Genomic DNA, 24,299 nt, shown 5'->3' with positions numbered 1-24,299 from the left:
TCGTCATGGTTAAGATTTCCCTTATGTCGTTTCAATATCGCCCGTTTTGCGGTCTTGATTAACTTAATGTTGACCACGCAGGGGGATAAGTCAGGTCACGATGAGGAGCCCACATGACTCTGGATGCGCCCACCTTGCGCGATGCGCGGATTGACATTGCAGCGGTGATGGGTGCGCTGGCGCGGAAACTGCCTCGCATTATCCTGATTACTCTGGGTCTGCTGGTGGCGACTTTTGTCGTGCTCATGTTCATGCCCAAGCTTTATGAATCGTCCGCGTCGATATTGGTGGAACCACGCTCCAACGCCTTCGCGCGGGCCTCGAACGAGCTGGCGCCGACGGCCGGAGGCGCCGACACCGGCGTGGTTTCGAGCCAGATCGAACTCCTCAAATCCCGCGATACGCTGCTGCGCGTCATCGACGAACTCGATCTGCGGTCCAAGCCTGAATTCAACGGCTCGCAATCGGGATTTTCGCCGATGGGCGTGCTGATGCAATTGATCGGCCGCAGCAACCGCCCGGTCAGCATCGACGAGACGGTGCTCAACACGCTTTATGATCGCATGACGGTGGTGCAGGAGCGGGATTCGCGCATCATCACCGTGCTGTTGCGGTCGACCGACCCCCAGCTGGCGGCCGACATCGCCAATGCGGTGGCGCGCGCCCATGTGGTGCGCCGGGCGCAATTGTCGCTGTCCGACACCGCCGATGCCTCAGGCTGGCTGAACGAGGAAATCGCCCGGCTCCGGATTTCGGTGGAGCAGGCAGAGACCGCCGTTGCCCAGTTCAAGGTCGACAATGACCTCTATGTCGGCGCCAACAATACCAGCCTGCTCGACCAGCAGCTGACCACCATCTCTGCCCAGATCGCCACGGCCCAGGAGCGCAGGAATGCGGCAGTGGGTCGTGCGGCGATGATCCGCGAACTGCTCGCTCGGGGCCAGCCCATCGACGGCGTGACCGATGTGCGCAGCTCGGTCGTCATTCAGCAGTTGAGCCAGGAAAAGGCCCGTCTGCAGGGCGAGCGCGCCCAGCGTTCGGCGACGCTCCTGCCCAATCATCCCACCATCCGCGCCATCGATTCCCAGCTCCGTGAGCTCGAGGCCCAGATCCGCCAGGAGGGCACGAGGGTGGCCGAGACCCTTGAGGCCGAGGGACGGGTCGAAGGCAATCTCGAAACAACCCTGGGGGCCGATCTCGATCGGCTCAAGCAGACAGCTTCGACGGCCACGCGCGACACGGTGGCCCTCGACGGCCTGGAGCGCGAGGCCAAGGCGCAGCGCGATCTGCTCGAGGCCTATCTGCTGCGCTACAACGAAGCGTCTTCGCGCGTCGATGCCAATTCGACACTCCCCGATGTGCGTGTCGTCACCGAGGCCGCGCCATCCGTGGTTCCGGCCTCGCCCAAGACGGCACTAATCCTTGCGGCCGTGGGCCTCGTCGCCCTGGCAGGGCAGGTGGGAGGCGTCATCTTCGGCGAACTGATGTCCGGTCGCGCCCTCCGCCCCGTCCAGCTTTTCGATCCCACGCCTTCCGAGCCGCGCGCCCGGCGGTCAGAGCCTGCAAAAGAACGCGACGACGTCGAGGCCGAGGCAGGCGCCGAAGAAGCGCCGAAAACGCCGGATGTGCAGCCAGGACCTGCAACGCTGCTGTCCCGCGACGGCAGCGAAGTAGCGGACATCGCCTCGAGCGATACGCGTGCCCTGTTCAAGGAACTGTCGGAACGGCGCGAACGTGCTGCGCCACCGGAGGTGGAGAATTCTCCGCCGCCAGCCACGCCGCGCCCTGTGCCCGGGCTGGTGCGCTATGCAGATCTCGCGGCCGATCTCGTCCTGGGCCGGACTCATCTTCTTCTGCTCGCCGATTACGGACGTGACTTTCCCAGCGAAAGACTGGCGCGCGAGCTGATCAATGATGCCCTGTCCAAGGGCCTCAGCGTGGCCCTTGTCGATGCCGGAAGCGGCCGAATTGGTCCTGTTCCGGGGCTCTCCGATCTCAGCGCGGGAGGCGTGAGCTTTGGCGATGTCGTGCAGAAATCGGCTTCCAGCAGTTTCGCCGAAATCGCCTGGGGGCAGGGCGATGCCATCGACCGCAGCTCGGCGCGCCCGATCACCCTGGTTGAGGCGCTGGGCGACATCTACGAGGTCGTGGTGGTGTTGACCGGCCGCATTGCCGGGCGCTCCAGCCTGCCGCTCTTTGCCGATCTGGGCGGGCGCGTCGTGCTGGTGGCAACCAGCTTCGAGGAAACCGACGAGGCTAACGACATTCGCCGGCAATTGCTCGATGCGGGCCTGCCCAAAGTGGAAATCGCCGCCCTGGCAGATCTGGTCGCAGCGTAATTGGCCGGGGCGTCATGTCGTTGAAATATGCCGTCATCCGGGCCGCGTTCGAAGCCATGTGGCTCGCGCGCCTGCCGCAGTTTTCCCGTGCTCTTTCCGCATCGCGCGGCGTGATTCTGACGCTGCATCGCGTCCTGCCGGAAAAGCCCGCCGCCTTTTCGCCCAATGCCATTCTGCAGGTGGAGCCGGAATTTCTCGACTATATCATCGAGCGCATCCGGGCATTGGACATGGATATCGTCAGCCTCGACGAAGCCATGGAGCGTCTTGAAGCGACTGTGCCCGGACGAAAATTCGTCGTCCTGACCTTCGACGATGCCTATCGCGACAATCTCGTCCATGCTCTGCCCATCCTGCGCCGGCACGAGGCCCCGTTCACGCTTTATGTGCCCACGGCCTTCGTCGATGGCGTCGGGCAATTGTGGTGGCAGGCCATCGAGGACATCATCGCGCGCCAGGACGCGATCGCCTTCTCCGAAGATGGAGAGACGGACTATGTCGAAACGCGCAGTGCCGCCCAGAAGACCGAGGCGTTCGACCGGCTCTACTGGCGCATGCGAAAACTGCCAGAGGCGGAGCGGCGGGATCTCCTCGCCGAGTTTGCCGAGAACTATGGCTATGATCTGGATCGGCAATGTCGGGACTTGATCATGGACTGGGACGCGCTCGGCGTGTTCGCGCGCGATCCGCTCTGCACCATCGGCGCTCACACCGTCCACCACTACGAACTGGCCAAGCTGCCGCCCCAGGAGGCCCGACAGGAAATGGCGCTGTCGGCCGACATTCTCCAGGCCCAGCTGGGCAAGCGGCCGGAGCACTTTTCCTATCCGCTGGGCGGGCCGCTATCCTGCGGGCCACGCGAGTTCGCGCTGGCGGCGGAGCTGGGGTTCCGTACTGCGGTCACGACCCGGCCGGGCGGCCTATATCAGCATCACTTGCAAAGCCGCACGGCCCTGCCGCGCATTTCGCTCAACGGGCTTTTCCAGAAGCGGCGTTATGTCGATATTTTCGCCAGCGGCGGGTTGTTCACGCAGATGGGGCGGCTGATGGGGTAGGGCGCGTGCCCTGGGGCCACTCCCGCCAATTCAGTCAATTCGCGCGGTGTCGTCGGGCCGCGCCATCCATCGCACGAGGGCCATGGCCGGAAACAGCCAACCCATGCCGGCGATGATGAAATAGATGATCAGCACGAGCCCGGGGAGGCCTTCGGGCAGGGCAAGATAGATCGACGTGGCCAGCACCGACCATGCCGCGATCGAGCCGACCACCAGGAATGCACCGATCAATTTGCGATTACGCTGGGTCATGTGCGGCATCTGGACTGTTGCGGGAATATCGCCCCGGCATTACCACTGCGCCAGTTTCTTCGATACCAGAAAGATCGCTGTGACTGCCTTGCATGATGCCGCACCCGGCAAAGTGAGTATTGTCGGTGACCGCCTCCGCCCTGTGCGGATATGGCTTTATATTGTCGCCGCAATGGTTCTTCTCATGGTGATGGTGGGCGGCATGACCCGCCTCACGGGGTCGGGCCTGTCGATCACCACCTGGAAACCCATATCCGGGATCATTCCACCGCTGACCGAAGCGGATTGGCTCGCCGAATTCGAAGGCTACAAGCTGATCCCGCAATATGAGGTCTACAATCACTGGATGACCCTCGAGGATTTCAAGGGCATCTTCTGGTGGGAGTGGGGCCATCGGTTCCTCGGCCGGATCATCGGCTTCGCCTTCGCCATCCCGTTCCTGGTCTTCCTGTTCCAGCGTCGCCTGACGCGTGACATGACCATGCCCCTGGCCGCGCTCTTCATTCTGGGCGGGTTCCAGGGCTTTCTGGGCTGGTGGATGGTTTCCTCCGGCCTCAGCGAGCTGACCTCGGTCTCGCAATATAGATTGGCCACCCATCTGACGGCGGCCTTGATATTGCTCCTGGCTTTGGTCTGGGTGGCGCGGCGCATGCGGCCCGAGCCGGTGGAGAATGTCGTCACATCGGCCAATAAATGGGCCGCCGCAATTCTGCTCGGCATGCTGGTGATCCAGATCGCGGCCGGCGGTTTCGTGGCCGGCATCAAGGCAGGCATGGGGTTCAATACCTGGCCGCTGATGGAAGGCAAGTTCATCCCCGATGGGCTTTATGCCTTCGATCCGGCCTGGCTCAGCCATTTCGAACATGGCCTCACTGTCCAGTTCAACCACCGCATGCTGGCCTATCTTATCACCATCGTGGCGGCTGTGATGGTCTTCGTGCAGGCGCGCGGCAATGGCCTCTCGGGCGTGCATCGCTGGCTGGTGGTCATCATGGTGCTGGTCGTGGCCCAGGTGGCCCTTGGCATCGCGACGCTGCTCTCGATGATCAATATCGATCTGGCGGTCGCCCACCAGGGACTGGCCTTCATCCTGGCCTCCACCGTCGCGGCCTATCTCGCCGATATGACGAAAACCCATGCGCTGGGTGCGGTAAGATAATACCGCATCTGTAAGTACCTGTTTTCAAACGACTTTTTAGGTGGGGTTGACGGCATGTCGAATCCCCCCTAAAGACCCCCCCGAACTGGTCGGTTCCCTGTGGATCGGCTGCCTGAATCTTAGGGATTTCGATTATGAGCACTTACTCGGCAAAACCGAGCGAGATCGAAAAGCAGTGGATCCTCATCGACGCCGAAGGGCTGGTCGTGGGTCGTCTTGCTTCGATCATTGCTTCGCGTCTGCGCGGCAAGCACAAGGCGACTTTTACGCCTCACATGGACATGGGTGACAATATCATCGTCATCAATGCCGACAAGGTGAAGCTGACCGGTCGCAAGCTCGACCAGCACCGCTTCTACTGGCACACCGGTTACCCCGGCGGCATCAAGGATCGTACCGCGCGCGAACTGCTCGAGGGTCGTTTCCCGAACCGCGTGCTGGAAAACGCCGTGCGCCGCATGATGCCCGGTGGCCCGCTGACGCGCGCCCAGCTCAAGAACCTGCGCGTCTATGCCGGTTCCGAGCACCCCCATGTCGCACAGAACCCGACCGCTCTCGACGTCGGCGCGATGAACCCCAAGAACGCCCGGGTGAAGTAACATGGCCGAAACCATCAACTCTCTCGAAGATCTCGGCACTGCTGCCGGCGCTCCCGCCGTCAACGCTGCACCCGTTCACGAACAGAAGCTCGACAGCCTCGGCCGCGCCTATGCCACCGGCAAGCGCAAGAACGCCGTCGCTCGCGTCTGGATCAAGCCCGGCAAGGGCAAGGTCACGATCAACGGCCGTGAATTTGCCAAGTACTTCGCACGTCCGGTTCTGCAGCTGATCGTCAAGCAGCCGATCGTCGCTTCCGAGCGTCTCGACCAGTACGACGTCAACGTCACCGTCGCCGGTGGTGGTCTCAGCGGCCAGGCCGGTGCTGTCCGTCACGGCATCTCCAAGGCACTGACCTACTTCGAGCCGACCCTGCGTCCGGTTCTGAAGAAGGGCGGCTTCCTGACCCGCGACAGCCGCGTTGTCGAACGCAAGAAGTACGGCAAGGCCAAGGCCCGTCGTTCGTTCCAGTTCTCGAAGCGCTAAGCTTTTCGAATTTTGTCTTTTGCAAAGGGGCCGGGAAACTGGCCCCTTTGTCTTGTCTGGCATCCGCGCTCCCGGTGTTCGGGTGCAGCCTGCTCTCCCGGGGGAGGGAAGCTGGTGATCCCCAGTGGATCGAGGCTGGTCAAACGCCGCCTCGCTCTCCATATGGGGACGATCAATAGAGCCTCGCCATGCCCAGCCTCGTTACCCGCTTCCACCTGCTGATCTTCTCCGTCACCCTGGCGATTACTGCAGTCGCGCTTTTGCGGGTTCCCGAAGGATTTGCCTTTGTCGCCCATTGGCGGGGCAGCGTGGCTGACTGGTTGTGGCCGCGCGATATGGCGCTGGCTGTGGCGCCCCTCCTCGAAATCGGGCTGCTCGTGGCATTCTTTGTCCTGGGCCGCGTGCTCACCAAGAACCACCTGGCCAAGACGCGCCATATTTTCGACCCCGCCCTGACATTGCTGCTCGCCGTGCCTGCCTTTTGCCAGTTGGGGCTGCTCTTTTCCGGCATCGGCTCCGACCTCGATCTCATCCGCTTCGCCGGCTTTGGCCTCGGCTTCGTGCTGATGCTGCTCGGCATCGTCCTCTATGGGGCGGAACGGAACTCCTATGGGGGCTTGCGCATGCCCTGGCCGATCCCATCGGACCGCGCCTGGCTGGTGGTGCACCGCCTGACCGGGGCCGCGACTTTTCTCGCCGGGGCGGGCCTGGCCGTCCTCGCATGGATCGACCCGGGGCTGGGCGTCTTGCTGCTGGCCTACGGGCTGAGCCTTCTCGTCTTGCCAGTGCTTGCCGGCCTTGTGAGTCTGCTGAGCCGGCCGCTTTGACATTTTCGATCTGCAAAGCATCGAACCGGCATTAGAAATTTCTTCTACGCGGGGCGCAAATGGAACGCCATGCGCTGCTTTCGGTCCGGTGCAGGGATATGTTTTGGCCAATTCGCGGGCAAGCTGCCTAATTTTCATGCTTGGCCTGTCAGCTAGAAGGTCACTTCATGTCTCCCACCACCCTTTCAGCGGCTCGCGCGCCTCGTGCCCCCAAGCCGTTCTATGCCAGTTTCGGCTTCCAGGTCCTCGTGGCCATGGTGGTCGGCCTGATCCTCGGTTTCATCGCCCGCAATATGGGTCCCGACGCGGCGGGCAACGCCAATTGGCTGGCCCAGACGCTGTCCACGATCGGCTCGTCCTTCGTGTCCCTGCTCCGCGCCCTGGTGCCGGTGCTGGTCTTTACCGCCATCGTCGCTTCCATCGCCAATCTGCGCGAACTCAACAATGCAGCCAAGCTGGTCTGGCAGACCCTGCTCTGGTTCGCCATTACCGCGCTGATCGCCGTGGCCATCGGCATTGCGCTTGGGCTCATCATCCAGCCTGGCCTCAATACGGCCGTGACCGAAGCCGCGGCCCGCGCGCCGTCCTCGACTGGTTCCTGGCTCGATTTCCTCAAGGGACTGATCCCGTCCAACATCTTTGGCCTGCAGGCTTCGACCCGCGTCACCGATAGCGGCGCAACCACCAGCCTCAACTTCAACGTGCTGCAGATCCTCGTGATCTCCATCGTTGTCGGTATCGCCGCTCTGCGCGTCGGCCCGGCAGCCGATCCGTTCCTGGCCTTCAACCGCTCCTTCCTCAAGATCGTCCACAAGGTCCTGTGGTGGGTCATTCGCCTGACGCCAATCGGCACGATCGGCCTCCTGGGCAATGCCGTGGCCGTCTATGGCTGGGACGCGCTGGCGCAGCTCGGCTGGTATTCTGCCGCCATCTATATCGGCCTCGCCCTCGTGCTCTTCGTGGTCTATCCGGTGCTGCTGCAGGCCAATGGCCTCAATCCCATCCGCTATTTCCAGAGCGCCTGGCCCGCCATCCAGCTTGCCTTCGTGTCCCGCTCCTCGATCGGCACCCTGCCGGTCACCGAGCGCATCACGGAAAAGAACCTCGGCGTACCGCGTGAATATGCGTCCTTTGCCGTGCCGCTCGGGGCCACCACCAAGATGGATGGTTGCGCCTCGATCTATCCGGCAATCTCGGCCATCTTCGTCGCCCAGTTCTTCGGCATCAGCCTCGGCATCGAGCACTATCTGCTGATCGCCTTCGTCGCGGTGATCGGTTCGGCCGCCACGGCTGGCCTGACCGGTGCCACCGTCATGCTGACCCTGACGCTCTCGACCCTCGGATTGCCGCTTGAAGGCGTCGGCCTGCTGCTCGCCGTCGACCCGATCCTCGACATGGGCCGCACCGCCGTCAACGTCGCTGGCCAAGCCCTCGTGCCGACCATCGTCGCCAAGCGCGAAGGCATCCTCGATCAGGCCACCTACGATCGCGGCGAGAGCATCGAGGCGCTGGATATCGAACCCAACGCCGTACCGGCCGAGTAAAACTCTCCATCTCCGTACTGGGGGAGGCGAAAGCCTCCCCCTTTTTTGTCTTCATGTTTCGTCTTGACGCTAATTAGCGAAAACGCTAAGTAGCGAAATATCGAAATGAGGCTGCCCTTGAGTATCAACGCGGTTTTCGAAGCTCTGTCGCATCCGGTGCGGCGCAAGGTGCTGGCCCTGCTCAAGGGCGGCCCCAAAAGCGCCGGAGCGCTCGCCGATCATTTCGACATCAGTCGGCCAACGCTCTCGGTCCATTTCGGCAAGCTCAAGGAGGCCGGCCTGGTAACCGTTGAGCGGCAGGGCACGAGCCTGATCTATCATCTCAACACGTCAGTGCTGGAACAGGCCCTGGCCGATGTGCTCTCGCTCAGGGAAGAAAAATGAAGACACCAAGACTTCTCAATCTCTCCGCTCTTGCGAGCTTGTCGCTTTTGGCAGCCATCACCATTGTCGGCTATGCCATCTTGCCCGCCGATGCCCAGATGCCGGTCCATTGGGGGCCTGACGGCGCGGCCGATTTCCACATGGCGCGCAACTGGGCGCTGCTGGTTCCGGTCGCTGTGATCCTGTTCATCGGGGTAGCGTTCCAGATCGTCCTGCAACGCGGCTTACACGGTGAACGCGCGGCACCGTCGCTACGCACGGCCTTTGCCGGCCTTGCCCTGCTCATGGCGGCGCTCCAGGCCGGCGCCATCGCCATTACCCTGGGCTTTGCGCTCGACATGGTCCGGCTGGTTGTCTTCGCCCTTGGGGTGCTGCTGATCGTCCTGGGCAATATCCTGCCCAAATCGCAGCCGAACGCTTTTGCCGGCATGCGCCTGCCTTGGACACTCGATGACCCCGCCAACTGGCAGGCGACCAATCGCCTTTCGGGCATATTGATGATGGTCGGCGGGTTTGCCATGGCGCTGGCGGCCTTGCTTATCGGCGACAAGGCCTGGCTCTTCGCGATCACGGCACTCGGTATCGTCGGCCCGCTGCTGGCGGGCGTCCTGTTCAGTTACAGGCTGTCGCGGCAGGGCAGGGTGTAGCCGAGGCGGGCGACCCTCGGGTCGCCCTAGACTGCTTTTTTGAGCGAGAGCTTCTTGGCCTTGGTCTTCTTGCGCTCGACCTTGGCGGCGCGCGGCACGAAATTGGCCATGACGCGCTCGATCACCTTGATCGCACGGTCGACGCCATCCTCGCTGCGCAGCTTCTCGGCGAGCTCGGCCGCATTACGCCGATAGCTTTCATTGCTGGAGAGATCGGCAAGCGACTGCGCGAGCGTCTCGGCCGTCAGCTTGCGCAGGCGGATAGGCTTGGGGCCGCAACCCAGTTCATAGACGCGCCGTCCCCAATAGGGCTGGTCCATCGCCTGCGGGACGACAAAAGTGGGTCTACCAAGGTGGAGGCCGGCCGATGTGGTGCCGGCGCCGCCATGATGGACGACCGCGCTGACATAACGGAACAGCCGGTCATGCGGGGCCTTTTCGATGGAAAAGATGGTGTCCGGCAAATCGCGCGGATCGATGCCGCCCCAGCCGCGCGCCACGACGGCACGGCCGCCCCACAGCGCCATGGCTTCCTTGAGGATGCGCGTATTGCGCTCAGCGCCGAACGGCATGGAGCCAAAGCCGATATAAACCGGCGCTTCGCCAGCGGAGAGAAACGCTTCGAATTCGGGCGTCGGCTCCCAGCCACTGCGATCGCGAAGGTTCCAGTATCCGGTGACGAGCGCGGTCTTGGGCCAGTCGCGCGGGCGGGGGCTGACGGCCGTGGAATACGCGTACAGCGTCGTCAGCGCCGAGCCGTCGGTATTGGTGAACACGCCGCCCATATTGCGCGCATCGAGCCCCATCAGCTCGCGGCGCAGCCGATTGCGCGGCAGGTTCCAATAGGCCTGCTGCATGGTCGCGGCGGTGTAGGAGAGCTTGTTGAGCGTCGGGCCGAGGTCGTCGGCGACATAATACATCGACAGCGGAAACTCGCTGGTCGAATTGAGCGGCTGCAGCGCCGTCATGATCGCCGGGATCTTGAGCGCCTCGGCGATGTCGATGCCGAAGCTCGTATTCATGTTGACGATGATGGCGTCGGCGCCCTGGCACATGCGCCAGGCCGAGCGCGCCGCCGTATCGACGATCTGCTGGCCCTGTCTCAACAGGGCAGGGCCGTTGATGAGCATGGAGGTGCTCATCGCACTTTCGAAACGGGATTCCTTGAGAAAGGACTGGATGGACGGCCCGAGCGAGTGGAACTCCAGCCCGTAGCCCGTCACCAGGTCCTCAAATTCCTCGGTCGCGCCAAGCGCCACCCCGTAACCGCGCTCCTGCAGCGCTATGGCAAGGGCGAGATAGGGTTGAACGTCGCCTTGCGTGCCGATCGTCACCAGGGCAATGCGCTTCAAGTTCGAACCTCACCATACGCCGTTCGGCTCCGAAGGTCGGCACCCTTCGGCCCATTTACAAGACCCGGAGGACGATTTAAGAACGGTCTGTCGATGGTTGCATTCCTTACAAAAACGACTTCCGAAGGGCAAGAGACATGCTGTCTCCGTTCACTGTTGCAAAGGTTGGAGCTGAGCTCGCCGGCAAGGTGATGGCGGTTGCCGCGGCCGCCAATGCGGCAAGCGCCCGCTAGCTCTTCCCGCATGGCCATTCATATGGCCGGGAAGAGCCGAATACAGCGCAAACCCCACAGGGCCGGGCGTTTTTGCCCGCCGACAACCATAATTCCGCGATAATCATGCCTCCCATAATCGAGGTGTGGCGCTCACAGCGCGTCGCGGCAAGATCAGGGTCTTTGAGTGGCCCGCCGAGGAATCACATGAGCGAAGTTTTCCACCGTATCCGTCGCCTCCCGCCCTATGTCTTTGCCCATATCGACCCGATCAAGGCCAAGGCGCGCGCCAATGGCGTCGATATCATCGATCTGGGCATGGGCAATCCCGACATGCCCACGCCCGATCACATCGTCGAAAAGCTCCAGGAGACGGTCAAGGATTCGCGGACGCACCGCTATTCGACCTCCCGCGGCATTCCCGGGCTCCGCAAGGCACAGGCCAGCTATTACGGCCGCCGGTTCGGCGTGAAGCTCAATCCGGACACCCAGGTCGTGGCGACCCTCGGCTCCAAGGAAGGCTTCGCCAATATGGCGTCGGCCATTACCGCGCCGGGCGACGTGGTGCTGGTGCCCAACCCGACCTATCCGATCCACTCCTTCGGCTTCATCATGTCGGGCGGCGTCGTCCGCTCCATGCCGGCCGAACCGGGCGAGGATTTCATGCGCGCGCTGGATCGCGGCGTGCGCCACTCGATTCCAAAACCCATCGCGCTGGTGCTCAACTACCCGGCCAACCCGACCGCCTACACGGCCGACCTCGATTTCTACACCGAGGTGGTCAAGTACTGCCGGGCCAACGACATCCTGATCCTCTCGGACCTCGCCTATTCCGAGATCTATTTCGACGAGAAGAACCCGCCGCCCTCGATCCTGCAGGTGCCGGGCGCCATCGACATCTCGGTCGAATTCACCTCCATGTCCAAGACCTATTCCATGCCCGGCTGGCGCGTCGGCTTTGCCGTCGGCAATGAGCGCCTGATTGCCGCGCTGGCCCGCGTCAAATCCTATCTCGATTATGGCGCCTTCACGCCGATCCAGGTTGCCGCTGTTGCAGCGCTCAATGGCTCGGACGAGGTGATTGAAGAAGTTCGCAAGGTCTACAAGCACCGCCGCGACGTAATGGTGGAAAGCTTTGGCCGGGCCGGTTGGGAAATCCCGGTTCCCAAGGCCACCATGTTCGCCTGGGCCCCGATCCCGCCGCAATATGCGCATCTGGGCTCGCTCGAATTCGCCAAGCTCCTGGTTCAGGAAACCGGCGTGGCCGTCGCCCCGGGCGTTGGCTTCGGTGAATATGGCGATCAGTATATCCGCCTCGCTTTCGTCGAGAACGAGCAGCGTATTCGCCAGGCCGCGCGCAACATCAAGAAGCTGCTCGGCTCGAACGGTGGTCAGGGCAATGTGGTGCCGTTGACCGCCTGATGCGGGAACAGGCGCGTTTCGAGGGGGCGGTATCCGCCCCCTTTCCATGCCGTGGGATTGTCTGGTGGATGCAGCTCTGAGCGCCGTGATGCAGTGCGGCTATTACGATAGAGGCGTCTGCCGATCCTGCACGCTGATGGGCACGCCCTATGATGCCCAGCTCGCCGGCAAGATGGAGCATGCACGAGGCCTGCTTTCCGCCTGGCCCGACGCCGTCTGGCTGGAGCCGATGACAAGCCGCCCCGAGGGCTTTCGCAACAAGGCGAAAATGGTGGTGGGCGGCTCTGCCGATGCCCCCACGCTCGGCATTCTCGATGCAGCCTTGCATGGGGTCGATCTCGTCGGCTGCGGCATTCTCGCAGCGGGGCTGCGCGCCGCCTTCGCGCCGATCAAGGCCTTCATTTCGCGCGCGAACATCGCGCCCTACGATATCCCCACGCGCCGCGGCGAACTCAAGAATTTGCTGCTGACCCAGTCCTCGGACGGCGAATTGATGCTGCGTTTTGTGCTGCGCTCCACCGAGGCGCTCGGGCGCATGCGCAAGCATCTGGCGAGCCTGCTGGCCGAGCTGCCGCAGCTCGCGATTGTCACCGTCAATTTCCTTCCCGAGCACAAGGCCGTGCTCGAAGGCGATGAGGAAATTGCATTGGCGGGAGGCGACACTTTGTCCATGCGCCTCGGCGAGGTGTACCTGCATTTGCGGCCCGCGAGCTTCTTCCAGACCAATACCGAGATCGCCATTGGGCTCTATGCCCAGGCCAGGGAATGGGTCGATGAGATCGCCCCGCAATCGGTCTGGGATCTCTATTGCGGGGTAGGGGGCTTTGCGCTTCATGTCGCCGCGCCGGGTCGCCGCGTCCACGGCATCGAGATCAGCGCGCCGGCCGTTGCATCGGCGCGGCTCAGTGCGTCGGATGCGGGACTTGCCGATGTGACATTCTCCGTGGGCGACGCGACCGCCTTGCCGGTCGCGCAGCCGCCCGATGTCATTATCGTCAATCCGCCCCGCCGCGGTCTTGGCGAAAAGCTCTGCCAGACCCTCGAGGCGACGGCGGCGCAGACCATAATCTATTCGAGCTGCAATGCCGTGACGCTGGCCCGCGACATTGCCGCCATGCCGTCCTACATGCCCAGCCGCATTCGCCTCTTCGACATGTTTCCGCAAACAGACCATTATGAAGCCATGGTGCTTCTGGTCCGGCGTCCCTAGCAGGGCGGAACCAGCTGTTATTTCTCCAGTAATCCGGGGATGTGCGGCAAAACTCCTATTGACCTCTAGGCAATTTCCTATGCAGATGGCGCCACCATGAGCGATATCCAATCCTTCCGCCAATCCGTCGAATCCTTCATCTCTTCCCGCGGTTGGACTCCCACCCGTTTCGGGCGCATTGTGGCAGGGGATCCGCTATTCGTTTTCGACCTGCGGGACGGCCGTGAGCCGCGCACCGAGACGCGTGCGCGTATCCTCAAGGCCATGGCCGAATTCGGCGACACGGAAGCCCAGACACCGCTGCGCATCGGCGTGGCCGGGCTGGGCAATGTCGGCGCCACGCTGGTCCGCATCCTTCAGAAAGACGGTCCCGAACTCAATAAAAAGCTGGGCCGGCAATTGCAGGTCACCGCCGTTGCCGCGCGCTCGCGTTCCCGCGACCGCGGCATTGATATTTCCGGCGTCGAATGGTTCGACGATCCGGTCGCGCTGGCCAAATCCGATGGCATTGATCTCTTCGTCGAGCTGATCGGCGGGGAAGATGGTCCTGCCTTTGCCGCCGTCAAGGCGGCGCTGGAAATCGGCCGCCCGGTCGTGACCGCCAACAAGGCTCTGCTCGCCAAGCATGGTGTGGCCCTTGCCAAGCTGGCCGAAGAATCAGGCGCGCAGCTCGGTTTCGAAGCTGCCGTTGCCGGAGGCATCCCGGTCATCAAGACCTTGCGGGAGGGCCTCGGTTCGGCCCGTATCGCCAAGGTCTTCGGCATCATGAACGGCACCTGCAACTATATCCTCACCCGCATGGGCAATGAGGGCATCAGCTTTGCCGATTGTCTCAAGGACGCGCAGGCGCTGGGCTATGCCGAGGCCGACCCGACTTTCGACGTCGAGGGTTTCGACACCGCCCACAAGCTCTCCATCCTCGCCACGCTCTGCTTCGGCTATGAGATTGCGCCCGACAAGATCCGGGTGGAGGGCATTTCCTCGATCACCCAGCACGATATCCTCGTCGCCGCCGAGCTCGGCTACAAGATCAAGCTGCTGGGCATTGCCGAACGCACCCAGAGTGGCATCGAGCAGCGCGTCCACCCCACTTTCGTGCCCAAGGGCAGTGCCATTGCCGGCGTCGATGGGGTGATGAACGCCGTCGCGCTCGAAACCGACCATGTGCACGAATTGCTGCTGGCCGGCCCTGGTGCCGGTGGCCCGCCGACCGCGTCCTCGGTACTGTCCGACATTCTCGACATTGCCCGTGGCACCCGCGTGCCGCCGCTGGGCGTGCCGAGCGACGAGCTGCTGCCTTATCTCGAGGCGCCGATGCGCCCCCATGAAGGCGGCTTCTATATCCGCCTCAACGCCAAGGATGTACCTGGTGCGCTGGCTGCAATCGCGACCCGCATGGGCGACAAGTCGATCTCCATCGACTCGGTCATCCAGCGTTCCGATCTCGGCGCCAAGGCCGTCGCTCCGGATGGCTCCCCCACCCGGACTGTGGTGATGATTACCCAACAGACTTTGGAATCATCCGTGCGCGAAGCGCTTGCAGAGATCGCCGCCGACGGGTTCATAGTCGGCGAACCGCAATTGATCCGCATCGAACGGCTCTGACCCCCGCTTTTGGGGCAGGTCGTGGTCCCGGGGGAAACATGAAGCTCAGTAAGGTCGAAGACGGCAAGAGCACCACCCATCTGCATCGCATGCTGACGCTCGAAATGGTGCGCGTCACCGAGCGCGCCGCGATTGCCGCCGCCGAATGGCGCGGCAAGGGCGATGAGAAGGCCGCGGACGACGCAGCCGTTTCGGCGATGAAAGCCGAACTGGACAATGTCGCCATTTCCGGGCGCGTTGTCATCGGCGAAGGCGAAGAGCACGAGTGCGACAATCTCTTTATCGGCCAGCCGGTCGGCACGGGGCAGGGTCCCGAGGTCGATATTGCCGTCGATCCGCTTGAGGGCGTCACCCTCTGCGCCAAGAACCAGCCTGATTCCATCGTCGTGCTCGCCATGGCCGAGCGCGGCGGCTTGCTCAATGTCGCGCGCAACGTCTACATGCACAAGATTGCCATCGGTGCCGATTATGCGCCCGAGACGGTCCATGTCGAATGGTCGGCCACCGATAATGTCCGCTCGCTGGCCAGGGCCAAGCAGGTGCCGCTGGCCGAGATCACCGCCATCGTGCTCGACCGGCCCCGCCATGCCGGGTTGATCGAGGAACTGCGCACGGCCGGTGTTTCGGTGAAGCTCCTCAGCGACGGTGACATTGCCGGCGTCATCCACGCCGTGAACACCGCCGATACCGGCGTCGATATCTATCTCGGGTCCGGCGGCGCGCCCGAAGGCGTGCTGGCCGCGGCGGCCCTGCGCTGCATTGGCGGCCACATGCAGGGCAAGCTGATCCTCGATACCCCCACCAAGCGCCAGCGCGCCCACGAGATGGGAATCTCCGACGCCCATCGCATCTACGACATCGGCGATCTGGCCTCGGGCGATGTGCTCTTTGCTGCCACCGGCATCACCGATGGTACATTGCTCGATGGTGTGCGACTGCGCCGCGACAATGTTGAAACCAGCACCATCGTCATGCGCTCCTGGAGCCAGACGACGCGATGGATCAAGGCGCGGCATTCGCGCTGAGGGGAGGGTATGCCCCCACCCAACCTCCCCCTGATATGGGGGAGGGGCTCAGCAAGGTTCGTTTGGTTTTTATCAATAAAGCACCACGCTTCCCTCGGGCTTGACCCGAGGGCCACTCTGCGCGCCCCAATCCTGGCAATTCGCGCGTGGATGGAGGCCCTCGGGTCAAGCCCGAGGGAAGCCCGGTATGCAGAGAGGGCGCCCGAGCCATTTCCATCCCTCACAAGCGACACCCTCTTCCGCTTCCGCACCAAATCGCCTAACACCGGCACATGCTGGAAACGCGGCGCAATTTTCTCGATGTTACCCAGTCGGTCACTGGCCGTGCCTGGGTGGACCGGCTTGACCTTGCCGGCACAAGGCTGGCCGGGGCCATCGCCCAAAAATCCGGAATATCCGATATTCTGGCGCGCATTCTCGCCGGTCGCGATGTGGAGCTGGATGCGGCCGGCCTCTATCTCGAGCCGACCATCCGCGCTTTGATGCCGGATCCATCCACTCTGACCGACATGGATGCACTGGCCGAGCGGATCGCCAAGGCCATCGCCGATACGGAATCCATCGCCCTCTTTGGCGACTATGACGTCGATGGCGCGTCCTCCTGCGCGCTCATGGTGCGCTTTCTCGGCCATTTCGGCATCACCCCGCAGGTGCACATCCCCGACCGCATCTTCGAGGGTTATGGCCCCAACATCGCCGCCATGGATAAGCTGATCGATGCCGGCGCCAGCCTCATCATCACGCTCGATTGCGGCACGACCAGCGACAAGCCCATCGCCCATGCCCGCAACAGGGGTGTCGACGTGCTGGTCATCGACCACCACCTCTCCGACCATGATCTGCCGCCGGCCAATGCGCTGGTGAACCCCAACCGTCCCGACGACATCTCCGGGCTTGGCTATCTCTGCGCGGCGGGCGTCACCTTCATGGTGCTGGTCGCCGTCAATCGCGCCCTGCGCCAGAGCGGCACCACCGGCCTGCCGGATTTGATGCGCCTCCTCGATATCGTGGCGCTGGGCACGGTGTGCGACGTGGTCCCGCTCGTCGGCCTCAACCGGGCCTTCGTTATCCGCGGGCTGGAAGTGGCCCGGCGCGGCGACAATCCCGGCATGGCGGCGCTGGCCCTTGCCGCGCGGGTGTCGGGTCCGCTCAATCCCTATCATCTCGGCTTTCTCATCGGTCCGCGCATCAATGCCGGCGGTCGCATCGGCAATGCGGCGCTCGGCACGCAATTGCTGGCACTGGACGACGAGCACCAGGCCATGGTGATCGCCGCAAGGCTCGACGAGCTCAACACCGAGCGGCAGCGCATCGAGGTGGAAGCCGTCGAGGAGGCGACCGCCGTCGCCGCCGCCGAAATCGGCGGAGGGGAGGGGCCTCCAGTGCTCGTCCTGGCCTCGGAAAGCTGGCATCCCGGCATTGTCGGGCTCATCGCAGCACGCCTCAAGGAGCGCTTCGAACGGCCGGCCTTCGCCATTGCGCTGCATCCAGACGGCACTGGAACCGGCTCGGGCCGCTCCCTGCCGGGGGTGGATCTCGGCTCGGCCGTCATCGCCGCCGTGGAATCAGGTCTCATTCCCAAGGGCGGTGGCCACGCCATGGCTGCCGGCATCAGCCTTCGACCCGGCGAGCTGGGACCCTTCCGCTCGTTCCTCGCCGAACAATTGGGCGCCAATGTCCAGGCCGCGCGCGCCGCTTCGGCGCTGAAGATCGACGCCGCCCTGACCGCCCGCGGCGCCAGTGTCGATCTCCTGCACAATGTCGAAAAGGCCGGCCCGTTCGGTTCGGGAAATCCCAATCCGGTCTTTGTCTTTCCCGCCCATCGAGCCCGCTTCGCCCAGATCGTCGGCAAGGGCGGACATGTGAGTTTCACGCTCGCCTCCGAGGATGGCGCGCGCTTGAAAGCCATCGCCTTCCGCGCTGCGGGCACCCCGCTTGGCGACGTGCTGCTGCGCGACGCCGAGGCGCCGCTGCACTTTGCCGGGGCCCTTTCCATCGACCATTATCAGGGGCGCGAACAGGTTCAGTTCCGCCTCACCGACATTGCCCGTCCGCCCCGGTGAGCCCGCCTAACTCCCCTCGAAAACGCAAAAACTGCCGCTTGCATATCCGTTAATGGCCGTTAAGGTACTGGCGGACATAGATCGGCGGCATGATCTTCACCGATCGTCAGAGACCATTGAATTGTTCGCGTCTGCCTCGCGGTGTTTGTGGATTTAGTATTCGATGAGCAAATCCGTTGTCGACCAATCTCAAACCGGCGTTACGCTTTGGACCCGATTTGCCTCGCGGCTGGTCGAGCGCATCGGCGTATCGCTGATCGGCAACCCGCGCCATGGCGCGGTCACGGTGATCCTGCCCAATGGCCGGACCCGTACCCTGGGCAATCCCCATTCCGGCGGACATTCCGTGCTGCGGATGAAGAATTTCAACGTCATCGGCGAGGCGATGAAGCGCGGCACGGTGGGTTTCGCCGCGGCCTATATGAATGGCGATATCGAGGTCGATGATCTCACCGCGCTGTTCCGCTTTTTCCTGCGCAACCGGGACATGTTCGAAAAGGCCAATCCCGGCTTTTTCCGTCGGGCCGCCGCCGATCTGCATTATCACCTCTCGCGCCGCAACACGCTGGAGGGCTCGAAGAAGAACATCGCCGAGCACTACGACCTCGGCAATGATTTCTACGGCCTTTGGCTCGACCCTTCGATGACCTATTCCTCTGCCGTCTTCACCTCGGGCGACCAGAGCCTTGAAGCCGCGCAATTGGTCAAATACCAGCGCGTCGCCGATATGGCGGGGGTGACGCCGGGGTCTTCCGTGCTCGAAATCGGCTGCGGTTGGGGCGGCTTCGCCGAGACCGTCGCGCGCGACTACAAGGCCCATCTGCGCGGCATCACCCTTTCGGCCGAGCAGCTGAAATTCGGCAAGGAGCGCCTCGCGCGGCAGGACCTCGACGACCTGGCGACGCTGGTATTCGAGGATTATCGCCACACCGAGGGGCAATTCGACCATGTCTGCTCCATCGAGATGATCGAGGCGGTGGGCGAGGACAATTGGCCGAGCTATTTCCAGACCGTGCACGATCGCCTCAAGCCCGGTGGCACCGCCGCGATCCAGGCCATCACCATCAACGAGGCCGATTTCGACGGCTATCGCAGCGGGCCCGATTTCATCCAGCGCTATATCTTCCCCGGCGGCATGCTGCTGACCAAGACAGTCATGCGCGAGTTCGGCGACAGATTCGGGCTGGTGCTCGAAAACGTTGAAACCTTCGGCCTTTCCTACGCCAAAACTCTGCGCCTCTGGCGCGAGCGCTTCCTCGAGCGCTGGCCGATGATCGCCCAGTTGGGCTACGACGAGAACTTCAAGCGCAAATGGGTCTACTACCTTTCCTATTGCGAAGCGGGCTTTACCGAAGGCGCCATTGACGTCGGCATCTACCAATATCGCCGACCCAGCTGAATTGAAGAGCTCCGGCATCGTCCGGAGCTTTTCGTGACTGGACGCAGGCCCGGCCTTTCGCCTTCCTGAGCGAATGGCTCGGCCTCGCGCTGCGCCCGATTTGACAAAGTGGGCAATATGGCCATGATGTCGGCCATGAACCGCATTTTTGTCATCCCTCGCCAGTTCATTCACGGTCTACGCCAGGCAGGCTGATTGCCTGGTGTTGCTACCTGCCTTTCAGGCAAGAGCGGCACCAGGCTTACGGACTTCAATCCTCCAAATCCCCTGATCTGCCCGCCACGCCTTTTCGCGTGGCGCTTGCACATGTCCTGTTCGAGGCTTTCGCGATGACTTTCAAATATTCCGTCACCCTTCCCATCACCGGCAGCCACAAGCTGGGCCGCTTCCGGACCTGGGCCGAAGAGCACCTGCCGGAGCTGGCCTATAGCTTGCCGCACCAGACCCCGATCAAGACCGAGACCATGGTCATTCGCCTGCGCTCGCTCGACGACCGCAAGCGTATCCTTGAAACCTACGCCCAAAACCCTCTGGCCTGAAGGAGACGTGAATGCCCGCCCTGCGCTATTGCCGATCCTGTGCCGGCCCGAGACCCCGGGCCGCGCGACGCTGCCCCTGGTGCCTCCGTTCCTACGACGGGAAGGCATCGAGGCCGGAGCATCTCTTCTCCATTTACGAACGTGCGGCGAACACCAGCCGGGACACGATCACCAAAACGCAGGTGCAAGGATGACCACGATTTCTCTGTCTGAATGGACCCAGTCGCCCGACATCGTCATCGGCGAAGAAGAACATCGCCGGCTGACCGTGGCGGCGCTCACCGATATCGGCCAGAGCGCAGAGCGCATGGATTTCCTGCTGTATGAGCTGGACCGTGCCCGCATCGTCAAGGACGGGCTCCTGCCCGCTGATGTGGTGCGGATTGGCAGTGTCGTCCGCTACAGGCCCATCCCGGGCGAGGAGCGGACCGTCAAGCTGGTCATGCCCGAACATGTCGATCAGACCGGCTCCTATCGCCTCTCGGTGACCTCGACCCATGGCGCAGCGCTTCTCGGCCTGCGTCCGGATCACCTGATGAGCTGGCTCGATCCCGACGGCACGATGCACAGGCTCAAGGTCCTCAAAGTGGCCAATCCACCGGCCGCAGCCGGTCCCGAAACGGACCCCGATCCCGGCCCGTCCGCCGCCTGACGCGCGCCGTAACCGCCTCCGGACATCATCCGGGGGCGGTTCTCCTTCACTTGACGGTTATATTGTTATGCATATAACCAGTTAACGTGGTGCGGGGGCGATATTGGGGTGGGGGAGACCGTAGCCCTCATAGTCAGCAGATCCCCCGCGTCACGACACGAGGGGGTTCGTATGGCGAGACAGGTCTATATTTCCGGCAGGATGGTTGCCGAAACCGAAGCAAAGATTTCAATTTTCGACAGCGCTATCATGCTGGCCGATACGGTCACGGAATCGACGCGCACTTTCCGTCACAAACCTTTCAAGCTCGAGCAGCATATCGAGCGCCTCTACCAGTCGCTCAAGCTGACGCGCATCGATCCCGGCATGAGCGCCGAACAGATGCTGCGCACCACGCTGGATGTGTTCGAGGCCAATCGCGATAATTACGGGCCGGATGACGATTGCTGGATCGTCCACAATATCTCGCGTGGCCTTGCCGTGGCGGGCGCCGATCCCACCGTTCAGTTGGGCGCTGCGACGGTCATGATCTTCACCCAGTTCATGGACCTCAAACCCTGGGCGCGGTTCTACACCGAGGGGTGCCACGGCGTGACGCCGGTGAGCCGGATGGTTCCAAGTCAGTCGCTCGATCCGCGCATCAAGAATCGCAGCCGCCTTGCCTATACCCTGGCCGAAATGGAAGCCAAGCAGGTCGATCCGGCTGCCCAGAGCGTCATCCTCGATCTCAATGGCCACGTGGCCGAGAACAAGGGTGGCAATATCTTCTGCGTCACCAAGGGCGTGTTGCGCACCCCCTCGACGGTCAATTGCCTCGCCGGCGTCAGCCGCGCCACGGCACTCGAACTGGCCAAAAAGCTCGGCATCCCCACAGAGGAGACCTCACTCCTCCCCTATGATCTGGCCACTGCCGAAGAGATGTTCTTCACCTCGACGCCCTATTGCATCATGCCCGCCACCAAATTCAACAATCTCACCGTCGGCGACGGCCAGGTCGGCCCCATCACCAAACGCCTCCTCGAAGCCTGGAGCGACCTCGTCGGCATGGACATCGTGGCCCAGGCCGAGGCCCAGGTGAACTGATGTTCTGAGTGGCCGAAACCCTCTGAGGCAAGAGGGCGCGTCCGCATTGCGGGTGTGCCCTTCGTTTTTCTGGGCGAGCGCAAAGCCTGCAGCGCCTTCGGTCGAACAGGCAGGCCTTCCAGATGGCAGAGCCTGCGCCGAAGCAAGAATCGCCAGGCTATGGAGCCTCTGCTCATTTCTCGCAAAGTGGGGGAAGCGTGGTACGCCCTAGGGGAATCGAACCCCTCTCTGCACCGTGAAAGGGTGCCGTCCTAACCGATAGACGAAGGGCGCGTGCCAACGCTGGGATTTCAATTCTTGGTACGCCCAAGGGGAATCGAACCCCTGTTCCCGCCGTGAGAGGGCGGTGTCCTGACCGCTAGACGATGGGCGCAAGTCCAAAGAATAACTGTGTTGTCTAAGCACAGTTCCCGCAAAGCGGGGGGAAGCGTGGTACGCCCTAGGGGAATCGAACCCCTCTCTGCACCGTGAAAGGGTGCCGTCCTAACCGATAGACGAAGGGCGCGTCTCAACGCTGGGTGTCGTATAGAGGGAGCTTTTCGCCGTGGCAACCCCCTCTGTCGCGAATTTCAGGGTTTTTAAAAAAAGACCGAGTTATCAACAGCCTGAGAAGGTTACAGGGCGGTTGTAGCCGCGCGGCCGGTCGCGCACATCCACATGAATGAAGTTCCGGCCAGGATAGCAGCCCAGCCCGCCGACGCCCGGCGTTCGCATGGCGAACTGGATCAACCGCTGCTTGTCGACACCCGGGATGTAGAAGTCCGCCGCCATGCATTTCTTGTGGTAGGAATTGTCCGCGCCGCCGGCCGCCGAATTGTGGTGGTCGTCGCGATAGCCAGAATGCATGACGACCTTTTTGCCGAAATGGCCCTCGAACTCCCAGATGAGGAACCGCAGTTTCGGCGTGATGCAGAAGGCGTTGACCGATTTGGACGCGACATAGGTTCCCCAGTCGGCGCGCAGGCCGGCATAGCCCGCGCCGCTGCCATTGGCGAACATCGCCATGGGCACGCAGGCCGAAAGGATGAGGAGCAATCCGCCTATGGCGGCAAATCTGATGATGGGGCGAGGCATGGCGACTTTCCCGATTGGCTTGTGTTGCCGGCGGGCAACAGGCAATGGGCCGAACAGTTCAGTCGCTAAAATTAGAGCGGTTTCGCTAACCCCACGCTAAGCGAGACGGTTAGCGAAACCTAAAGCCGGTGTTACCAGCTGCCGGTGTTCGGCAACGACGCCCAAGGCTCCTGCGGGGGCAAATGGCCATCCTGGATCAGCTCGATCGAAACGCCATCGGGGGACTTTACGAAGGCCATGTGGCCATCGCGTGGTGGGCGGTTGATGACCACCCCCATGTCCGCAAGGTGCTGGCAAAGGGCGTAGATGTCCTTCACCCGATAGGCGAGATGGCCGAAATTGCGTCCGCCGGTATAGACTTCCGGATCCCAATTGTAGGTCAGCTCGACCTCGCCGCCATTATCGCCCGGCGCGCGAAGGAAGATGAGGGTGAATCGGCCCTTTTCATTGTCGGTGCGGCGCACTTCTTCCAGGCCCAGCCCGGCACAGTAAAAACGCAGGCTGTCCTCGACATTGGTGACCCGCACCATGGTGTGAAGATATTGCATCTCGGTCTCCCTGAACGATTTCGGACCCTGCGTAACAAGCCGGGTCTGCCCCGGCAACCGCGGCATCTGGCGGTCCGTCAACTATTTCGCAACACCTTCTTAACTTTTCCCCCTGAATCGGCCAGACTGGCGCGGTATTGTCGGAGTACCTCGCTGGGGCGGGGATGAGAAAAAGGCGTTGGGGTATGGGGGTTAAGGGCAGCGATGATAGCGGGGAAGGCGCGAATCCACACGGGATAAGCAGTGTGGATGGACGCGAGGAGCATGCCTCCCCGGATGCGCAGCCATCGCTGGATGTCATCGAGATATCGGGAGCGATCAAATGGTTCGATGCCGGCAAGGGCTTCGGCTTCATCGTCCCGGACAATGGGATGGCGGACGTGCTGCTGCACGTTACCTGCCTGCGCCGCGACGGCTACCAGACGGCTTATGAAGGCGCCCGCATCGTCGTCGAGGCGCTCAATCGCCCCGGTGGCCTGCAGGCTTTCCGCATCGTCTCCATGGATGAGAGCACGGCCCGCCACCCGGCGCAGATGCCCGCGCCGCGAACCCATGTCGTGGTCGAGCCATCGTCTTCGATGGTCCGGCTCGAGGTGAAGTGGTTCAACCGCATCCGTGGTTTCGGTTTCCTTTCCGCAGGGGAGGGGACGCCCGACATCTTCGTCCATATGGAAACGCTGCGCCGCTTCGGCATCACCGAATTGCGGCCGGGCCAGTTCGTGCTCGTGCGCTACGGAAACGGACCCAAGGGCCTTATGGTCGCCGAAATCCGGCCCGATGGTTGGGGCGATGCCCCATCGTCTCACTAGGTCCTTCCAAAAGGTA

23 protein-coding genes and 3 tRNA genes are annotated in these 24,299 nt (G+C 62.7%); 19 read left to right on the top strand and 7 right to left on the bottom strand.

Annotated elements, in window-relative coordinates; all coding sequences use genetic code 11:
• Positions 1-113 precede the first annotated feature (113 nt).
• Positions 114-2,339, top strand: coding sequence for a GumC family protein (locus tag N0P34_RS13960; protein ID WP_275603833.1), 2,226 nt, complete (start codon positions 114-116; stop codon positions 2,337-2,339).
• A 14-nt stretch (positions 2,340-2,353) separates the two neighbouring features.
• Positions 2,354-3,394, top strand: coding sequence for a polysaccharide deacetylase family protein (locus tag N0P34_RS13955; RefSeq protein WP_275603832.1), 1,041 nt, complete (start codon positions 2,354-2,356; stop codon positions 3,392-3,394).
• A 30-nt stretch (positions 3,395-3,424) separates the two neighbouring features.
• Here N0P34_RS13955 and N0P34_RS13950 read toward each other — a convergent pair whose 3' ends face one another.
• Positions 3,425-3,646 (bottom strand): DUF2842 domain-containing protein, encoded by a 222-nt coding sequence (locus N0P34_RS13950; RefSeq protein WP_275603831.1) that lies wholly within the window; start codon positions 3,644-3,646, stop codon positions 3,425-3,427.
• Between N0P34_RS13950 and N0P34_RS13945 the strand changes: the two genes are divergently transcribed.
• The 7 genes from N0P34_RS13945 to N0P34_RS13915 all read left to right on the top strand — a co-directional run bounded on the left by N0P34_RS13945 (position 3,645) and on the right by N0P34_RS13915 (position 9,290).
• Positions 3,645-4,805, top strand: coding sequence for a COX15/CtaA family protein (locus N0P34_RS13945; RefSeq protein WP_275603830.1), 1,161 nt, complete (start codon positions 3,645-3,647; stop codon positions 4,803-4,805). The two genes, N0P34_RS13950 and N0P34_RS13945, sit on opposite strands and share 2 nt — an antisense overlap.
• 134 nt (positions 4,806-4,939) lie before the next feature.
• Positions 4,940-5,404, top strand: a complete 465-nt coding sequence (rplM, locus tag N0P34_RS13940) for a 50S ribosomal protein L13 (protein ID WP_275603829.1) — start codon at positions 4,940-4,942, stop codon at positions 5,402-5,404.
• A gap of 1 nt (position 5,405) precedes the next feature.
• A complete protein-coding gene (rpsI, locus tag N0P34_RS13935) occupies positions 5,406-5,888 on the top strand; it encodes a 30S ribosomal protein S9 (protein WP_275603828.1) in 483 nt (160 codons plus the stop codon).
• 188 nt (positions 5,889-6,076) lie between these two features.
• Complete coding sequence (locus tag N0P34_RS13930; protein WP_275603827.1) at positions 6,077-6,715, top strand: SdpI family protein; 639 nt, start codon at positions 6,077-6,079, stop codon at positions 6,713-6,715.
• A 167-nt stretch (positions 6,716-6,882) separates the two neighbouring features.
• The gene (locus tag N0P34_RS13925) at positions 6,883-8,259 is read left to right on the top strand and encodes a dicarboxylate/amino acid:cation symporter (protein WP_275603826.1); all 1,377 of its coding nucleotides are present in this window, start codon (positions 6,883-6,885) and stop codon (positions 8,257-8,259) included.
• A 117-nt stretch (positions 8,260-8,376) separates the two neighbouring features.
• Positions 8,377-8,643 carry a metalloregulator ArsR/SmtB family transcription factor gene (locus tag N0P34_RS13920; RefSeq protein ID WP_275603825.1) on the top strand — a complete coding sequence of 89 codons (267 nt, stop codon included), beginning with the start codon at positions 8,377-8,379 and terminating at the stop codon, positions 8,641-8,643.
• Entirely contained in the window at positions 8,640-9,290 is a 651-nt protein-coding gene (locus N0P34_RS13915; protein WP_275603824.1) for an SdpI family protein, read from the top strand. The genes N0P34_RS13920 and N0P34_RS13915 overlap by 4 nt, the downstream gene beginning before the upstream one ends.
• 26 nt (positions 9,291-9,316) lie before the next feature.
• Here the strand turns inward: N0P34_RS13915 and N0P34_RS13910 are convergent, their stop codons facing one another.
• Positions 9,317-10,642: a glycosyltransferase gene (locus tag N0P34_RS13910; protein WP_275603823.1), complete on the bottom strand. Its 1,326-nt coding sequence runs from the start codon at positions 10,640-10,642 to the stop codon at positions 9,317-9,319.
• 419 nt (positions 10,643-11,061) lie between these two features.
• Here N0P34_RS13910 and N0P34_RS13905 point away from each other — a divergent pair, with 419 nt between their 5' ends.
• The 9 genes from N0P34_RS13905 (at position 11,062) to N0P34_RS13865 (ending at position 21,852) form a co-directional block, all read left to right on the top strand.
• Positions 11,062-12,276 (top strand): LL-diaminopimelate aminotransferase, encoded by a 1,215-nt coding sequence (locus tag N0P34_RS13905; RefSeq protein ID WP_275603822.1) that lies wholly within the window; start codon positions 11,062-11,064, stop codon positions 12,274-12,276.
• 64 nt (positions 12,277-12,340) lie between these two features.
• The gene (gene rlmC, locus N0P34_RS13900) at positions 12,341-13,486 is read left to right on the top strand and encodes a 23S rRNA (uracil(747)-C(5))-methyltransferase RlmC (protein WP_275603821.1); all 1,146 of its coding nucleotides are present in this window, start codon (positions 12,341-12,343) and stop codon (positions 13,484-13,486) included.
• 264 nt (positions 13,487-13,750) lie between these two features.
• Positions 13,751-15,091 (top strand): homoserine dehydrogenase, encoded by a 1,341-nt coding sequence (locus tag N0P34_RS13895; protein WP_275606989.1) that lies wholly within the window; start codon positions 13,751-13,753, stop codon positions 15,089-15,091.
• A 38-nt stretch (positions 15,092-15,129) separates the two neighbouring features.
• On the top strand, positions 15,130-16,116 hold the full coding sequence (gene glpX / locus N0P34_RS13890) for a class II fructose-bisphosphatase (protein WP_275603820.1): 987 nt from the start codon (positions 15,130-15,132) through the stop codon (positions 16,114-16,116).
• A gap of 272 nt (positions 16,117-16,388) precedes the next feature.
• Positions 16,389-18,179 (top strand): single-stranded-DNA-specific exonuclease RecJ, encoded by a 1,791-nt coding sequence (gene recJ, locus N0P34_RS13885; protein ID WP_275603819.1) that lies wholly within the window; start codon positions 16,389-16,391, stop codon positions 18,177-18,179.
• Positions 18,180-18,342: 163 nt separating this feature from the next.
• Positions 18,343-19,578, top strand: a complete 1,236-nt coding sequence (locus tag N0P34_RS13880; protein ID WP_275603818.1) for a cyclopropane-fatty-acyl-phospholipid synthase family protein — start codon at positions 18,343-18,345, stop codon at positions 19,576-19,578.
• Positions 19,579-19,907: 329 nt separating this feature from the next.
• On the top strand, positions 19,908-20,117 hold the full coding sequence (locus N0P34_RS13875) for a hypothetical protein (RefSeq protein ID WP_275603817.1): 210 nt from the start codon (positions 19,908-19,910) through the stop codon (positions 20,115-20,117).
• 190 nt (positions 20,118-20,307) lie between these two features.
• Positions 20,308-20,769 (top strand): GreA/GreB family elongation factor, encoded by a 462-nt coding sequence (locus N0P34_RS13870; RefSeq protein WP_275603816.1) that lies wholly within the window; start codon positions 20,308-20,310, stop codon positions 20,767-20,769.
• Between the two features lie 171 nt (positions 20,770-20,940).
• Entirely contained in the window at positions 20,941-21,852 is a 912-nt protein-coding gene (locus N0P34_RS13865; protein ID WP_275603815.1) for an aminotransferase class IV, read from the top strand.
• A 198-nt stretch (positions 21,853-22,050) separates the two neighbouring features.
• On the opposite strand, the gene N0P34_RS13860 is transcribed toward N0P34_RS13865, so the two are convergent.
• The 5 genes from N0P34_RS13860 to N0P34_RS13840 form a co-directional block, all read right to left on the bottom strand.
• Positions 22,051-22,125 (bottom strand) — tRNA-Glu (locus N0P34_RS13860).
• Between the two features lie 25 nt (positions 22,126-22,150).
• Positions 22,151-22,225: transfer RNA gene (locus N0P34_RS13855), tRNA-Glu, on the bottom strand.
• A gap of 57 nt (positions 22,226-22,282) precedes the next feature.
• Positions 22,283-22,357: transfer RNA gene (locus tag N0P34_RS13850), tRNA-Glu, on the bottom strand.
• Between the two features lie 92 nt (positions 22,358-22,449).
• Positions 22,450-22,926, bottom strand: a complete 477-nt coding sequence (locus N0P34_RS13845) for a D-Ala-D-Ala carboxypeptidase family metallohydrolase (RefSeq protein WP_275603814.1) — start codon at positions 22,924-22,926, stop codon at positions 22,450-22,452.
• Between the two features lie 131 nt (positions 22,927-23,057).
• Positions 23,058-23,474: a VOC family protein gene (locus N0P34_RS13840; protein WP_275603813.1), complete on the bottom strand. Its 417-nt coding sequence runs from the start codon at positions 23,472-23,474 to the stop codon at positions 23,058-23,060.
• Between the two features lie 164 nt (positions 23,475-23,638).
• On the opposite strand from N0P34_RS13840, the gene N0P34_RS13835 reads away from it, so the two are divergent.
• Positions 23,639-24,283, top strand: coding sequence for a cold-shock protein (locus N0P34_RS13835; RefSeq protein ID WP_345774432.1), 645 nt, complete (start codon positions 23,639-23,641; stop codon positions 24,281-24,283).
• Positions 24,284-24,299 lie beyond the last annotated feature (16 nt).

This window comes from Devosia sp. FJ2-5-3 (assembly GCF_029201545.1).
Classification (GTDB): domain Bacteria; phylum Pseudomonadota; class Alphaproteobacteria; order Rhizobiales; family Devosiaceae; genus Devosia.
Note: the sequence above shows the minus strand (reverse complement) of the source record. Positions and strands in the feature narration are given on the sequence as shown.

Bases quoted from the DNA above. Each gene is read 5' to 3' on its own strand.
- N0P34_RS13960 (WP_275603833.1), top strand. From the start codon at position 114: ATGACTCTGGATGCGCCCACCTTGCGCGATGCGCGGATTGACATTGCA.
- N0P34_RS13955 (WP_275603832.1), top strand. From the start codon at position 2,354: ATGTCGTTGAAATATGCCGTCATCCGGGCCGCGTTCGAAGCCATGTGG.
- N0P34_RS13945 (WP_275603830.1), top strand. From the start codon at position 3,645: ATGTGCGGCATCTGGACTGTTGCGGGAATATCGCCCCGGCATTACCAC.
- N0P34_RS13950 (WP_275603831.1), bottom strand. From the start codon at position 3,646: ATGACCCAGCGTAATCGCAAATTGATCGGTGCATTCCTGGTGGTCGGC.
- rplM (WP_275603829.1), top strand. From the start codon at position 4,940: ATGAGCACTTACTCGGCAAAACCGAGCGAGATCGAAAAGCAGTGGATC.
- rpsI (WP_275603828.1), top strand. From the start codon at position 5,406: ATGGCCGAAACCATCAACTCTCTCGAAGATCTCGGCACTGCTGCCGGC.
- N0P34_RS13930 (WP_275603827.1), top strand. From the start codon at position 6,077: ATGCCCAGCCTCGTTACCCGCTTCCACCTGCTGATCTTCTCCGTCACC.
- N0P34_RS13925 (WP_275603826.1), top strand. From the start codon at position 6,883: ATGTCTCCCACCACCCTTTCAGCGGCTCGCGCGCCTCGTGCCCCCAAG.
- N0P34_RS13915 (WP_275603824.1), top strand. From the start codon at position 8,640: ATGAAGACACCAAGACTTCTCAATCTCTCCGCTCTTGCGAGCTTGTCG.
- N0P34_RS13905 (WP_275603822.1), top strand. From the start codon at position 11,062: ATGAGCGAAGTTTTCCACCGTATCCGTCGCCTCCCGCCCTATGTCTTT.
- N0P34_RS13895 (WP_275606989.1), top strand. From the start codon at position 13,751: ATGGCCGAATTCGGCGACACGGAAGCCCAGACACCGCTGCGCATCGGC.
- glpX (WP_275603820.1), top strand. From the start codon at position 15,130: ATGAAGCTCAGTAAGGTCGAAGACGGCAAGAGCACCACCCATCTGCAT.
- recJ (WP_275603819.1), top strand. From the start codon at position 16,389: ATGCTGGAAACGCGGCGCAATTTTCTCGATGTTACCCAGTCGGTCACT.
- N0P34_RS13880 (WP_275603818.1), top strand. From the start codon at position 18,343: ATGAGCAAATCCGTTGTCGACCAATCTCAAACCGGCGTTACGCTTTGG.
- N0P34_RS13875 (WP_275603817.1), top strand. From the start codon at position 19,908: ATGACTTTCAAATATTCCGTCACCCTTCCCATCACCGGCAGCCACAAG.
- N0P34_RS13870 (WP_275603816.1), top strand. From the start codon at position 20,308: ATGACCACGATTTCTCTGTCTGAATGGACCCAGTCGCCCGACATCGTC.
- N0P34_RS13865 (WP_275603815.1), top strand. From the start codon at position 20,941: ATGGCGAGACAGGTCTATATTTCCGGCAGGATGGTTGCCGAAACCGAA.
- N0P34_RS13845 (WP_275603814.1), bottom strand. From the start codon at position 22,926: ATGCCTCGCCCCATCATCAGATTTGCCGCCATAGGCGGATTGCTCCTC.
- N0P34_RS13840 (WP_275603813.1), bottom strand. From the start codon at position 23,474: ATGCAATATCTTCACACCATGGTGCGGGTCACCAATGTCGAGGACAGC.
- N0P34_RS13835 (WP_345774432.1), top strand. From the start codon at position 23,639: ATGAGAAAAAGGCGTTGGGGTATGGGGGTTAAGGGCAGCGATGATAGC.